15 protein-coding genes are annotated in these 14,237 nt (G+C 42.6%); 14 read left to right on the top strand and 1 reads right to left on the bottom strand.

Going from position 1 to position 14,237, the window contains the following annotated elements; genetic code table 11:
* Positions 1-294 precede the first annotated feature (294 nt).
* From miaB to ACFQV5_RS11445, 7 genes are all read left to right on the top strand, one after another.
* Complete coding sequence (gene miaB, locus ACFQV5_RS11475; protein ID WP_379246792.1) at positions 295-1,854, top strand: tRNA (N6-isopentenyl adenosine(37)-C2)-methylthiotransferase MiaB; 1,560 nt, start codon at positions 295-297, stop codon at positions 1,852-1,854.
* 78 nt (positions 1,855-1,932) lie between these two features.
* On the top strand, positions 1,933-2,346 hold the full coding sequence (locus ACFQV5_RS11470; RefSeq protein ID WP_379247007.1) for a YlbF/YmcA family competence regulator: 414 nt from the start codon (positions 1,933-1,935) through the stop codon (positions 2,344-2,346).
* A 142-nt stretch (positions 2,347-2,488) separates the two neighbouring features.
* A complete protein-coding gene (locus ACFQV5_RS11465; RefSeq protein ID WP_379246790.1) occupies positions 2,489-3,274 on the top strand; it encodes an NUDIX hydrolase in 786 nt (261 codons plus the stop codon).
* A gap of 46 nt (positions 3,275-3,320) precedes the next feature.
* Positions 3,321-3,869 (top strand): cysteine hydrolase family protein, encoded by a 549-nt coding sequence (locus tag ACFQV5_RS11460; protein ID WP_379246788.1) that lies wholly within the window; start codon positions 3,321-3,323, stop codon positions 3,867-3,869.
* Between the two features lie 49 nt (positions 3,870-3,918).
* Entirely contained in the window at positions 3,919-5,388 is a 1,470-nt protein-coding gene (locus ACFQV5_RS11455; protein WP_379246786.1) for a nicotinate phosphoribosyltransferase, read from the top strand.
* Positions 5,389-5,605: 217 nt separating this feature from the next.
* A complete protein-coding gene (locus tag ACFQV5_RS11450; RefSeq protein ID WP_379246784.1) occupies positions 5,606-6,607 on the top strand; it encodes an acrylyl-CoA reductase family protein in 1,002 nt (333 codons plus the stop codon).
* An 88-nt stretch (positions 6,608-6,695) separates the two neighbouring features.
* Positions 6,696-7,229 (top strand): hypothetical protein, encoded by a 534-nt coding sequence (locus ACFQV5_RS11445; protein ID WP_379246782.1) that lies wholly within the window; start codon positions 6,696-6,698, stop codon positions 7,227-7,229.
* A 97-nt stretch (positions 7,230-7,326) separates the two neighbouring features.
* Here ACFQV5_RS11445 and ACFQV5_RS11440 read toward each other — a convergent pair whose 3' ends face one another.
* Positions 7,327-7,839 (bottom strand): MogA/MoaB family molybdenum cofactor biosynthesis protein, encoded by a 513-nt coding sequence (locus tag ACFQV5_RS11440; RefSeq protein WP_379246780.1) that lies wholly within the window; start codon positions 7,837-7,839, stop codon positions 7,327-7,329.
* A gap of 80 nt (positions 7,840-7,919) precedes the next feature.
* On the opposite strand from ACFQV5_RS11440, the gene ACFQV5_RS11435 reads away from it, so the two are divergent.
* The 7 genes from ACFQV5_RS11435 to ACFQV5_RS11405 all read left to right on the top strand — a co-directional run bounded on the left by ACFQV5_RS11435 (position 7,920) and on the right by ACFQV5_RS11405 (position 14,200).
* The gene (locus ACFQV5_RS11435) at positions 7,920-8,894 is read left to right on the top strand and encodes a CobW family GTP-binding protein (RefSeq protein WP_379246777.1); all 975 of its coding nucleotides are present in this window, start codon (positions 7,920-7,922) and stop codon (positions 8,892-8,894) included.
* Positions 8,895-9,033: 139 nt separating this feature from the next.
* Positions 9,034-9,372: a four-helix bundle copper-binding protein gene (locus ACFQV5_RS11430; protein WP_379246775.1), complete on the top strand. Its 339-nt coding sequence runs from the start codon at positions 9,034-9,036 to the stop codon at positions 9,370-9,372.
* Positions 9,373-9,577: 205 nt separating this feature from the next.
* Entirely contained in the window at positions 9,578-11,482 is a 1,905-nt protein-coding gene (locus ACFQV5_RS11425; RefSeq protein ID WP_379246773.1) for an OPT family oligopeptide transporter, read from the top strand.
* 15 nt (positions 11,483-11,497) lie between these two features.
* The gene (locus ACFQV5_RS11420; protein ID WP_379246771.1) at positions 11,498-11,890 is read left to right on the top strand and encodes a PqqD family protein; all 393 of its coding nucleotides are present in this window, start codon (positions 11,498-11,500) and stop codon (positions 11,888-11,890) included.
* A 129-nt stretch (positions 11,891-12,019) separates the two neighbouring features.
* Complete coding sequence (locus ACFQV5_RS11415; protein ID WP_379246769.1) at positions 12,020-12,916, top strand: ATP-binding cassette domain-containing protein; 897 nt, start codon at positions 12,020-12,022, stop codon at positions 12,914-12,916.
* Positions 12,913-13,650 (top strand): hypothetical protein, encoded by a 738-nt coding sequence (locus ACFQV5_RS11410; protein ID WP_379246767.1) that lies wholly within the window; start codon positions 12,913-12,915, stop codon positions 13,648-13,650. Before ACFQV5_RS11415 ends, ACFQV5_RS11410 begins: the two co-directional genes overlap by 4 nt.
* A gap of 76 nt (positions 13,651-13,726) precedes the next feature.
* Complete coding sequence (locus tag ACFQV5_RS11405; protein ID WP_379246765.1) at positions 13,727-14,200, top strand: hypothetical protein; 474 nt, start codon at positions 13,727-13,729, stop codon at positions 14,198-14,200.
* The last annotated feature ends 37 nt before the right edge of the window (positions 14,201-14,237 follow it).

Below are 14,237 nucleotides of genomic sequence, written 5' to 3'. Positions count from 1 at the left end.
AATCTGATGTAATTCTAGGGGATGCATTTTTTATGTCATCGAAACAAAGGCCGAAGTTTAACCATTATCCCGAGCCTTGGAAGATTGATTCCACATTCGTAGTGATGCGCAAACTTGCATAGTGTTTTTTGAAAGAACGTGCCGGGCTCTTTTTACAAAATGGAGTGGTCAGAGATAATCTTCTGATAGTAGATTAGGAAGAAAGATCATGATATAATTAAAAACAGTGCCTATATAGCAGTAGTTGAGAAATAAACATCGATTTATAGCGGATTTTAAGGAGTGACCGAGCGAATGTCCAAAGAACAGAAGGACTACTCGAAGTATTTTGATTTTTCGGATGCCAAGATTTTGTCTGAGGACGAGAACGGAAAGAGAATCCGGATCCGGGGACGGGAAATCAACATTCTATCGGAGCCTAACCATAGACAAGAAAAACAACGCGGTAAACAGGATGTTCAAGTACTGTACGATACCGCTTTACCTGAGGATTTCAAAACAATTGGGCTAGGGAAATTCTACCTTGTATACACCTTCGGATGCCAGATGAATGAGCATGATTCCGAAACAATCAAGGGAATGCTGGAGCAAATGGGATATAAACCGACAGAAGACCGTATGGAAGCGGATATTATTCTACTGAATACATGTGCTATTCGTGAGAATGCAGAGGATAAAGTGTTTGGTGAATTGGGGCATTTGAAACATTTGAAGACCGAGAAGCCTGATATGCTGCTTGGTGTTTGCGGATGTATGTCTCAGGAAGAAGGCGTTGTTAAACGGATTTTATCGAAGCATGGTTTCGTAGATCTGGTGTTCGGAACGCATAATATTCACCGTCTTCCTCATCTCATCCAAGAAGCGCTCTTCAGTAAGGAAATGGTCGTTGAAGTATGGTCTAAAGAAGGCGACATTGTTGAGAACTTGCCTAAGAAACGGGAAGGCCTTCGCGGTTGGGTTAATATTATGTACGGTTGTGACAAGTTCTGCACGTATTGTATCGTACCATTCACACGGGGTAAGGAACGTAGCCGTAGGCCAGAGGATGTAATTTCTGAGGTTCGAGAGCTTGCGCGTCAAGGTTTCAAGGAGATTACGCTGCTTGGGCAGAACGTGAATGCTTATGGTAAGGACTTTACTGATATAAAGTACAGTTTTGCGAATTTGATGGACGATATTCGTAAGATTGATATTCCACGTGTAAGGTTTACCACTTCTCATCCAAGGGATTTCGATGATCACTTAATCGAGGTTCTGGCGAAGGGTGGAAATCTGGTGGAACATATTCATCTTCCAGTACAGTCGGGAAGCAGTGAAGTGCTTAAGAAGATGAGTCGTAAATATACGCGTGAAAAGTATCTGGAACTAGCTCGTAAGATTAAGGAAGCCATTCCTGACGTTGTATTGACATCGGATTTTATCGTTGGTTTTCCTGGGGAGACAGACGAGCAGTTCGAGGAAACATTGTCTCTTGTGCGTGAGGTAGGCTATGACTTTGCTTACACTTATATTTACTCACCACGTGAAGGTACACCAGCAGCTGTTATGGAAGATAATGTTCCAATGGAAGTGAAAAGCGAACGTCTTCAGCGTTTGAACGCTTTAATCAACGAGCAAAGCCGGAAAAGCAATGACCGTCTGCTTGGTGCAACGGTAGAGGTACTTGTTGAAGGAGTAAGTAAGAACAATGATTCCATGCTGTCAGGGCGTACACGTTCTAACAAGTTGGTTCATTTTGAAGGTTCGGCTGATTTGATCGGTAGTTTTGTTCATGTGCGGATTACAGATCCTATGACCTGGTACATTAAAGGTGAGATGATTACAGATCCGAGCATGGCAACAGACGCGGTTTAACTCATAAATGCTATTCATTATGCTAAATTGGGAGCGATGAACGTGACACAGGAGCAGAGTCGTGTAAATAAGTATGGAATGCCGTCATATAATTCTCGTGATTTGATCATTCGTGATGATATTATGGCTAAAGCAGGAGAACTTGCAGAACTGATTTCCACAAGTGAAGAAGTGAAAATGTTTCAGCAGGCGGAAGAGAAAATCCGCAATCATGAGCGCGTTCAAGATCTCATCAAGACGATTAAGAAAAAACAAAAGGAAATTGTTGCGTTTGAGACATTCCAGAACAAAGATATGGTTGCTAAAATCGAGCGTGAGATCGAAGAACTTCAGGACGAGATTGATGGTATTCCACTCGTTGTTGAGTTCCAACAAAGCCAAAGCGATATAAATTATTTGCTGCAACTCGTTGTTTCCGTTATTCACGATACCGTTTCACAAAAAGTAAATGTAGAGACTGGTAAAGATACACCACCTAGTAGCTGCGGATAAGAAAAGGTGCGGATTAACATCCGCGCCTTTTCTGTTGGATTCATAAAAGAATATTACTGGGTACATTATAGAGAAATAACATAAGCAAAAACTTGACATCCTAAATCAATATGTCATAATGATATTATCAAAATGAATAATAATGGTGATGAATATGACGGAGAATGATCAGAAGCCGAAAGATCATGTTAAAAAGTACAGAACACCGGACGGAGTTCCTGCCGATATCGTTATGTTTACACTGACGAAGCGGGAAAGGAAGACGGTAACGAAGACACTTCCAATCAGAGAATTAAAAGTCATGCTCATCCGCCGTAGATCGTGGCCTTGTGCCGGGATGTGGGCACTGCCAGGCGGATTTTGCCGGGAGAGTGAGTCTATCTATGATGCGGCAAAGCGTGAGCTGAAGGAAGAGACAGGTGTAGATGGTGGTCATCTGGAATATCTTGGTGTATACAGTGCTCCTGGTCGCGATCCAAGAGGCTGGATTATCAGTCAGGCTTTCTATGCTCTCGTAGAGGAATGGATGCTGGAGCACAGACAGGCAGCAGACGATGCAGAAGAGGTAGGGTTGTTTACTATCGATGAGGCACTCGAAGAATTGGAGCTTGCTTTTGACCACCGAGACATCATTTTGGATGCTTATCGAAAAATCCAACATCAGATGCTGCAAACTACCATTGCAAAACAGTTTTTACCAAAACATTTTACACTAAGTGAGCTGTATCAGGTTATTCAGACGGTGGTGCCTGAATTTAAGGAACCTAACTTTATCCGCAAAATCACTTCTACCAGAAGCCGACAAGGCATTTTGGAGGAAGTACGGGATAAGGAAGGGAAACTGCTGAATTCAAATCAATACTCTCAGCGGCCTGCTCAGTTGTACCGTTTTACAGATCACGCCCCGTTGCTTTCAATCTATACCTGATGATGATGTTAGACCAATGACTTAAATCAAAGGGAGTGTAGCGCGTATGAAAGCGTTGATTGTTGTTGATTTTACAAACGACTTCGTAGACGGGAACTTACCAGTAGGTGAACCTGCCGTTGAAATTCAACATACGGTTGCCGAGTTGACTAAAGCGTATGCTGACCGCGGTGATTTTGTTGTGATGGCAGTAGATTTGCATGAAGAAGGAGATTTGTATCATCCTGAGGCGAAGCTGTTTCCCCCTCATAACATCCGTAATACACGTGGACGTCAATTGTACGGTGAATTAGAAGAAGTATATGAGGCTCGTAAAGATAAGATTTACTGGATGGATAAGACACGTTACAGCGCCTTTTGTGGAACAGATCTTGATGTGAAGCTGCGGGAACGCGGAATCAGTGAGATTCATCTTATTGGAGTATGCACCGATATCTGTGTGCTTCATACAGCAGTTGACGCATACAACCGTGGATATTCCCTCAAAATATATGAGGATGCGGTAGCGAGCTTTAATCCGGAAGGCCACCACTGGGCGCTTAGTCATTTTAAAGGCAGCTTGGGTGCGTGCGTTGTTCAGAGTGGAGATAATTGACAGCTTGATGTGTTCGGTAATTTAGCCGGATGACAGGAGGAGGATCATCATGTTGACAGCAGGACTGGCTTTACATACAGATAAATACCAAATTAATATGATGTACGCGCACTGGATTAACGGTTCTTATCATACCAAGGCGGTGTTTGAGGCTTATTTCCGCAAGCTACCTTTTGGTAATGGCTATGCCGTGTTTGCTGGACTCGAACGTATTGTGAATTATATCAAAGGACTCCATTTTACGGAAGAGAATATTGAGTTCCTCTCGAAACAAGAGGAAAATTATGATAAGGCATTTTTGGATGAACTGCGCCGATTCCGTTTCGAAGGAAACATTCATGCCATGAAAGAAGGGTCACTTGTATTTCCGAATGAACCTTTAATTCGGGTGGAAGGTACCATTTTCGAAACCCAGCTTGTTGAAACGGCAATACTTAACTTCATGAATTTCCAGACGCTCATTGCGACGAAGGCCTCGCGTATTCGGCAAGTAGCAGGCAACGATATATTGCTGGAGTTTGGTACTCGCCGTGCTCAGGAAGCAGATGCAGCGGTTTGGGGGGCTAGAGCAGCGTATTTGGCTGGATTCCATGCCACATCTAATATGCTCGCAGGTGAAATGTTCGGGATTCCGACTAAGGGGACACATGCGCATTCCTGGGTCCAAACATTCAGAAATGAGCAGGAAGCATTTGATATTTTTGCGAAAGTGATGCCGGATCAGGTTACTCTTCTGGTGGATACGTATGATACATTGGAAAGTGGGGTACCCCATGCGATCCAAACAGCGAAAAAGCTGGAGGCTCAAGGCAAACGTATGAATGCGATTCGTCTCGACAGCGGTGACCTTGCTTATTTGTCGATTCAAGCCCGTAAAATGCTTGACGAGGCTGGACTCGATTACGTTAAGATTGTAGCATCCAATGATCTGGATGAAGGTACGATTCTTGATCTTAAGGCACAGGGAGCGCGTATAGATACTTGGGGAGTAGGTACTCAGCTCATTACTGCTGCGGATCAACCAGCGCTTGGCGGCGTGTATAAGCTGGTGGAACGAGAAGTGGATGGTGTTATGGTTCCTACGATCAAAATTTCTGGAAACCCAGAAAAAGTATCCACTCCAGGTAAAAAGAACGTCTATCGTATTGTGTCTAAGGGTAGCGGCAAGGCGATTGCGGATTATATCAGTTTTCCGGAAGAAAAAATGCCTCCAGAAAACGGTAAGTTGAAGTTATTTAACCCACTGCATCCCTATATGCGCAAAAATGTGCGTGACTTCGATGCGGTGTCAATGCTTACACCTATTTATGAGAATGGTGAATTGGTTTATGAACTTCCAACGCTGGAAGAAATCCGCGAATATCATAATAGTCAGCTGAAGCAGTTCTGGCCGGAATATTTAAGAAAACTTAATCCGGAAATTTACCGTGTGAATTTAAGCGAGAAGGTATGGGATATGAAACAAAAACTCATCGCGGAATACATGGAAGAACATCATGAAGAAAATCACGAAGATTAGAAGTAGTTAGTTCTTCGTATTGTAAAGGAATCATAACCTAAAGGCAGGACAAGAGCACCTTCTTGGCCTGCCTTTTGATATTGAGAATAGATTATTTCTCGGGAAAGCGCAGGAGACGACAAAAGATGATACATTGTCACTCTCTTCGATACTCGGATATTTTTAATAGCACTTTAGATCGGTTAGTATTTAATATGAAGAAGAAAGGAGGATATGGATGAATACAGATATAGTTTTTGATGCATTTGTAGTTAGAAATGATGAACAAGGTTTTCGAAGTGGGGTTGAATCTTTGCGGATGGATCAACTGCCTGATGGAAATGTAACGATCCGAGTTCTATACAGTGGTGTTAATTATAAAGATGGTCTTGCAAGTACTCCAAAAGGGAAAATCGTTCGACGATATCCTTTTATCCCAGGGATTGATCTGGCAGGTACAGTCGTAGAATCCTCTCACCCCTCCTATAAAGAAGGCGATGCGGTGTTATGTACAGGCTATAATTTAGGTGTTTCGCATGAAGGAGGATATAGTCAGTATGCCCGGCTAAACGGGGATTGGCTTCTGCCTTTGCCAAAGGGTCTAACCTTACAGGAAGCGATGGGGATTGGCACAGCTGGCTTTACTGCCGCACTATCTGTTGCGAGCCTGCTACAGAATGGTATTACACCTGAAGATGGGCCGGTACTGGTAACAGGCGCTACAGGTGGCGTAGGAAGCTTCTCTGTGTCTATTCTTTCGAAGCTTGGATTTGAGGTCGTTGCAGCTACGGGGAAAGCATCAACTCAAGGCAACTGGTTAAAAAAGATCGGAGCTCACAAAGTTATCACAAGGGAAGAAGCTGCTGTGGAAACCAAGGGTGTGCTTTCAACCGAAAAATGGGCTGCTGTTATAGACCCCGTTGGAGGCGCCCAACTAAGTGCTTTACTGAAGCATGTTAAATATAACGGAGCTATTGCCTTGTCTGGCTTAACGGGGGGTGGAGGTTTCGACGCTACTGTGTACCCGTTTATCCTGAGAGGTGTAAAGCTTCTTGGAATCGACTCTGTTTTTTGTGAAATGAAGACCCGTAAAGAGATATGGTGCAAGCTGGCTAACGAATGGAAACCGGATTCGGCGCTAGAGTCAGGAATTCACGTCCACACGCTGAATGAGCTTCCCGTGATACTTGGGGATATTCTAGAAGGCAAAGCTACGGGGCGAAGTATTATCTCTCTCTAAAGAAGCTTCTTCGCATAATCAGCAACATTGGCTGGCATGCTAACCTTAAAAGTCATACAGCTATTGTATGATTGGAAAGGAAGGATGCATGATGGCGAAACGCATCGTGATTGGGCTGATTGCAGCTACACTGTTGGCTGGTTTAATGGGCTGTACTAGAAACACGTCTAAGGAAGAAATGCGAAAGTATAACATGCAAGCATATCAAGAGGGGAATAAAGAGGCTGAAACACAAGGCCGAGGGCGTAACGGTCAGTTCCTTGATACGATGCAAAAAATATTTAAGGATATGAATATTCAGCTAACGAATGAAACATTTACAGAAGATGCTGCTGGAAATATGTCATATCAATATCGAATAAATAATGATTCTAGTCAAATTATTACGGTATATATTTTTAATGATGAGCTTACAAGAGTTAATGGCATGAAGCATATGTATGGAACAGATGGTACAAAGAACACTGCGAAAGCTAACAATATGATTATCGGATATAAGGATGCTGCCTTAGTATATACATCTGGAGGAACGAAGAAAGATCAGTATACCGATCAGGTGAAAAAAGTGGGATTAGAGGTATTGAAGAATGTGCCTCATCGATCCTATAATAAGCCAAAATGAATACATGCCATCGTAGAAGACGGGCGAATGAAATTCATTTCATTGCCCGTCTTCTACGTGTTCATTTCCGTTTGTATGGTCAAGAGGTAATGTTATTTTAGGAATGTTTGTTCAATTCTCTTACAATATGTCGTAATTCCGGGATTAGTATCTTTTCCATGGCTAACCGGACCGCATTTCGTGATCCAGGCATAGAAAATACGGCTGTTGTACCGACGGTTCCTCCAATTGCTCGACTTAGGATGGCAGCAGCCCCGATCTCTTCATAACTTAAAAAGCGGAATATTTCACCAAATCCAGTTAATTCTTTGTCCAGAAGAGAGGAAACTGCTTCATATGTACAATCACGTTTTGAGATTCCCGTGCCTCCTGTAAATAGAAGTGCTTGAACTTCATGTTTACTGGATACTTCATGAATGGTTTCACGGATTAATTCATATTCATCTTTGATGATAAGGTGATCCACTACATGATAACCTGATTCTTGCAGCATGGTTTTCATCAAAAGACCACTTTCATCGGTTTCTGGTGTTCTCGTATCGGATACCGTAACAATTATACAGGTTACCGTTGTCGGAGCCAGGCTCCGATGTTCTTCAACAGCATTCATATCTACAACTCCAATCGTATAAATTTGTGATTTTATAAGTTATGATAAAACATAAGAACATTTGTGGAAGGGCGATATACATGAACAATGAAGTAACACCCGTATATATATTATCAGGTTTTTTAGGCAGTGGTAAAACGACTCTCCTATCGAGAATGATTGCATACGGGAAAGAGCAAGGTTTAAAACCTGCAATTGTAATGAATGAGATTGGCGAAGTTAATATCGATGGTATGATAGCCGGTCAGGAGGTTCCTACCGCAGAAATGCTGAGCGGGTGCATCTGCTGTTCGATCCGAGCTGATCTCACTTCTGAGCTAGCGCTCTTGATCCAAAATGAGAAGCCGGATGTAATTGTAATTGAAGCTACTGGAGCAGCAAATCCTATGGAAATTTTGGATGGTGTTGCCGAAGCATCTTTATACATCAAAATCGACGTTAAAAATTTGATCACGGTTGTGGATTCGGCGCACCTACTCCACTTGCATGCTGAGCAGAAGGGGAAAACATATCGCTTAATGCAAGAGCAGATCCGTTGTGCTTCTCTACTGATTTTAAACAAAATCGACCGAATTCATGCAGATGAGCAAAAGGATGCAGCTAATATTGTAAGAGGATGGAATTCATTTGCACCAATAATCCCAGCGGTTCGGTGTGATGTGGATCCTGTAGTATTGCTCGAAGATAGAAAGGTTGAGCGTACTACTGATCATCATCCTGAATCGTCTTGTCATAAGGAGCATAATCACAATCATCATTCCCACGATCATGTCATGTCATATACTTATTATTTTAAAGGTCCTGTGAATAGTCATGCTTTTGAAGCTTTAATCTCAGAGTTGCCGCGGGATATTTATCGGGCGAAGGGGATTCTCACGTTTAGTGACACGGCAAGTCGTTTCTTGTTTCAATATGCCTATAGGGAATCCGATTTTATGAAGATCAATCCTCAAGGCAAAATATCGGATGTTGTTGTGTTTATCGGTGAGCATTTCAACCAATCGTGGATACATGAACGTCTGCTTGAGCTAGACCAAGAAACGGAAACTCCATAGTAATCTTAAGTTCTGTACTGTTTTTGGAAATAGAAGGGTTCCTCGTTAATATGTTACTTTAGTCATATGAGTTGGTTCAGTCTGTGTATAGAGGTTTAATACATAGGCATAGCGACAAAGTGCATAGGAGGAAATGAGAATGTATAACGAACTACAATATAATGATTGTATTGAGGCATGTATCGAAACCATGAATGCTTGTAATGTATGTTACATATCTTGTCTAAAAGAATACGATATTGCCATGCTGCGTGAATGTATAACGTTGACTCGGGAATGTGCAGAAATTTCATCATTTGCAGCAGAAGCCATGACAAGAATGAGCCCGTACGCGTTTGAAATTTGTGAACTATGCATTAAGATGTGTGAATCCTGTGCGGAAGAATGTGAGAAGCATAACCAAGAACATTGTAAACAATGTGCTGAAGCTTGCAGAAAATGTGCTCAAGTGTGCCGTGAAATGTGTTGTGTAGCTTAAATATCAATGTTTTATATATAAAAGCCTGCTAAACAAGATGCCGATATCTTGCTCAGCAGGTTTTTTTGTGTTGAAAATTTAATATTTTCTTCGTATTCAACGAACAATGATAATGATGGATTGGTTGAACAACAAAGTGGTGGGGAAATATAAGGTTTGTTTTCTAATCTGCACTAAAATCTTGCAACTTAGAGGAGAGAACGGAATGCACAAACCAAATGACAAGGACAATTCTTCAGGATTTGTTCCCTACATACCTGCTTCGAAATCAATGGCTGAAATGACAGCTTTTGCGATCGTACTGGGGATTGTGCTGGCAGTTGTTTTTGCCGCGGCCAATGCTTATCTGGGACTGAAAATCGGTTTAACAGTGAGTGCTTCCATCCCGGCAGCGGTCATATCTCTAGGTGTTCTAAGAGGGATCTTTCGACGTAAGTCAATTCTTGAGAACAACATCGTTCAGACAATGACGACCGCCGGGGAAGCAGTTGCAGCAGGCGCTATTTTTACATTGCCAGCCTTGTACATGTGGAATCACATACCATCTATGGCTACCATCAGCTTTATCGTGCTGGTCGGAGGTTTTCTAGGCGTGGCGATGATGGTACCACTTCGTAGACTTCTAATTGTGAATGAACATGCGACACTTCCCTACCCGGAAGGAACCGCTTGTGCCGAAGTACTAATGTCTGGAGACACGGGTGGTAAAAGTGCGAAAATGGTCGTGTATGGCTTCTTGATCGGTGGTGCCGTTAAAGCGATGGGGGATGGATTCAAATGGTTCCGAACCGAGATTGAGAGTACGGTTTTCCGTTTTAAAAATGCAGTAGTCGGAATGGATATTTTCCCAGCGTTGTTAGGTGTGGGTTACATTATAGGACCAAGGATTGCTGGACAAATGTTAGCAGGGGGAGTTCTTGCCTGGCTGGTCCTTATCCCTGTTATTGGCTTTATAGGGGCAGGAAGCGAAGCAATCGTCATTCCATCCGAGAGCCCGATTGGAGTATTGGATGCATGGGGGATATGGAGCGATTACATCCGTTACATTGGAGCGGGCGCGGTTGCGGCAGGCGGTTTAATTACGCTTGTAAAGACACTTCCTATGCTGTTTGGCTCATTATCGGCAACACTGCGTGGACTGCAAAAAAAGGACAGTCACAAGGTAACGCTTCAACGCACAGATTACGACATCCCAGGCATATGGGTATTTACGATGATCGCTGTGCTCATCATAATTATTGCATTTGCTCCGTTAACCGATGTCGGTATTATAGGAGCATTAGCTATTGCCATTTTTGGTTTTCTCTTTGTTACGGTAGCTTCTCGTATTGTTGGTCTTGTGGGGAGTTCCTCTTCCCCAGTATCAGGTATGACGATTGCGACACTGCTTATCGTAACATTTGTGTTCAAAATGACAGGTATGACAGGGATGAACGGTATGATTGCTTCATTGACTGTAGGGGCAATTGTATGTGTCGCTTTGGCGGTATCAGGTGATATTTCACAGGATTTGAAAACCGGATATTTGGTTGGCGGTACACCTTGGAAACAGCAGGTAGCGATGATGATTGGTGTGCTTGTATCGGGTCTCGTTATTGGGTTTATTTTGTCTGTATTGAATGAAAGTTACGGATTAGGTTCAGAGGATCTCCCGGCACCGAAAGCAGTATTGATGCGAATTATTGTGGAAGGAATTATGGCTGGTAATTTACCATGGGATTTAATCTTCATTGGCGCTGCTTCCGCGGTGGTCTTCGAACTCCTCGGTCTTAACTCTTTAACTGTAGCTGTGGGTGTTTATTTACCGATTCATGTAAGCACTCCAATTATGGTCGGCGGTTTGGTACGTTGGTTTATTGAGAAAATGTCTCATAAGAACGAAGAGCAACTAAAATCAAGAATAGAGACAGGTACATTGCTTGCTTCGGGCTTAATTGCCGGCGAGTCTTTGATTGGTGTTATTATTGCAGTGCTTATCTGGATGAATGTAGACATACCGGGCAGTACACTGATTGAGAATAACTGGCTTCCGCTTCTTGTATTCCTGATCGTCACCATGATATTGACATGGGGCTCGTTAGCCAGCAAAAAAACAACAGTAACAAAGTAATTAGGAGTGAGAAGCATGGTTTTCAAAAAAAAACCAAGAGAACAAGAAGGTCAGAATCTGCTCCAGATGGTTCCAGTACTAAAAGAAGGACTATCATTACAACAAAGTAATGATGAGATGACTGTATTTGTATCTCGTCAGTCATGGATTGAGCGTCAAGCTGTTCGCTTTCTGAAACAGCCTGCGGTCATTCAGGTAAAGCTGGATAGTCTTGGGGCTGCGGTGATATCAAGATGCGATGGGAATCATACCATTTCCGACATCGCTGAAGCTCTACATGCTCAGTTTGATGAAGCTGCAGAGCCACTTATTCCCCGTTTGGCCAAATTTGTAGAATTAATGGAAGCAAATCATTGGATCGATTGGAAGCTTGTATCCGATAATGAAATACATCGTGTTAGTGTTTAGAATAAGACAGCTGAGATATCGAATCATATGATAGCTTACTCTCACCCCCGTCATGGAAACGGGGGTGTTGTATTTTTCTGGAATAAACAAGTACAATGTGTTAAAAGAACGATTCAGGAGGATGCTCTGGTGGAGGAATTAGTCGTGCTGGACAAAGTAAGTAAAACTTTTGGACAACATTCAGCGATCCTTGAGGTGACATGTCACATTAGCCGCGGGGAGTGTGTTGCTGTCACTGGAACTAACGGGTCGGGTAAAAGCACCTTTTTACACTTGATTGCTGGTCTAGCTCTACCAAGTCGTGGGAAGAGAATTGTGAAGTTTAGCAATCTTCGGATTGGATACGTCCCCGAAAGATTTCCGAGTCTACGTTTTTCCCCTCAGCAATATTTATTACATATTTCTCAAATTCAAGGGATGAATACCCAGTCGGCTATTCGGAGTATAGAAGGTATGATGTCTCTGTTTCAAATGCAGCAGTATGCTGAACGCAGTATGCATCATTTCTCTAAAGGAATGCTGCAGAAAGTAAATCTCATGCAAGCCATGATATCGGCCCCTGACTTGTTATTGCTCGACGAGCCGTTATCCGGACTGGATGAGGCATCACAGCATGAAATGGTCTCAGTCTTAGGAGAAATCAAACATCAGGGAACTGCTATTGTAATGTCTGTGCATGAACCCCTTCTGATTGCTGCTTTAGCAGATAGAATTATCGTTTTGAAGCAAGGAAGAATGATACGTGATGCACTCAATGAGCGGAAAGAAACATATCAAGGCATAAGACTCATTTTTCATAACATCTCGCCTGAAGCGATGATGAAATTGGAGAAATTGAATGGCTTTATGTACTGGGTATCGAGAGGTACACCTGCTGAAGTGGTAATCGATAGAAATTACTCGGATCATATTTTATTATTTGTTCTTACTGCAGGCGGTTCCGTCATTTCTTTGCAAACGATGACAGATGAACAAGTGGAGCGGGGCAATTGTACATTGAATGAGTTACAACAGGTGATGAGATGATAATAAAATGGCAGCTTCTTCGTTATTTATTTGCAAGTTATACACGGTCTTATCGCTATTTTGCTCCAATAGCGTTTATGATCATTACCTTATTGCTGTTATATTCGTACAAGCCGAATCCTGTAATGGACAGTTATGCCGTAACGTCAACACTGCTGTTTATCGGTTGTGCTTGGCTCGGTATGAATTTTCTTAATCATGATCAAGGACGACAGACAGTTCTACTTATTTTACATACCGGAAGTGCGAGAGCGTTCTATGCGACTCAGTATGCGGCGCTCATTGTGATGGGGTTTGTACTCAGTGTCCTTGCGGTTGTTTATCCCGTACTGACAGGAATGTTCGACGAGCCTGTAGGCATTGAACGTTTCACACTGGCCCTATTGTCTCATCTATCTCTATCTTTACTTGGCGCAGTGATTTCACTATATTTCCAGTCGGGATGGATTGAAAATCAGGGTAGATCGATAGGTCTCCTATTAATACTTATTGTTATGTCAATTGCAGGGTTATCTGTGGGAGATTCGCTTCCGGACGCTTTTATCGTCGTAGCATATATCCTTCCTCCGGCCTCGCTCGTGATTGATATGCTAATGAACACAGATGAACGTGGTTTGGCTAGCGGCGCAATCATGCTACTTTATACATACATTTATACGGCTGTTATCCTCTTGATTTATTTAAAAATAGCCTGTTCGAAGGATGCGGCGGAAATAATTAGAAAATCGGGTTGATGAAGGATGAATCTTCCTATACCATAAAGAGAAGGAAAGGTGAACACGAAAAAGGCAGCTTATCTAACAGGAGGAAATGATGAAACAGACGCGACTGCTGGACAGTGACCACTCCAAAGAGCTGTTTGCCTATTTCGGATTGGCGGTATACTACTCTCAGGCATTGGAGCAACAGTTAGCCAATTTGCTGATGCTCATAAAGTTGTCGAAGGGTAAGGTACTATCGGAAGAGGATATTGCACAATTGTATCAACGTAAACTGAGCAGCTCCTTAGGTCAGTTGGTTCAGGAAATACAGCATTATTTTCCCTTTTCCGAAGAAGAAACGCTACAGCTGAAAGAAGTATGGAAACAGCGAAATCATATCGTGCATGATTATTTTAAAGAACGAATTCACGAAACCTTCAGTCCTGCCGGACGATCAAGAATGATCCGCGAATTAACAGCCTTTAAGGACCAGGCTCAAGCACTTGAACAGAAATTACAGGGATATTCCAGGGAGATGTATATCAAATTAGGATTAGAAGGAGAAAAGGGTCCCGAATTCTAATCAGTACAGGATGATCATGTAACATTTTCCACCCGGG

The organism is Paenibacillus sp. GCM10028914, from assembly GCF_042666275.1.
Lineage (GTDB): Bacteria > Bacillota > Bacilli > Paenibacillales > Paenibacillaceae > Paenibacillus_AQ.
The sequence above is the reverse complement of the archived record's forward strand: the minus strand, read 5'-3'. Positions and strand labels throughout refer to the sequence as shown.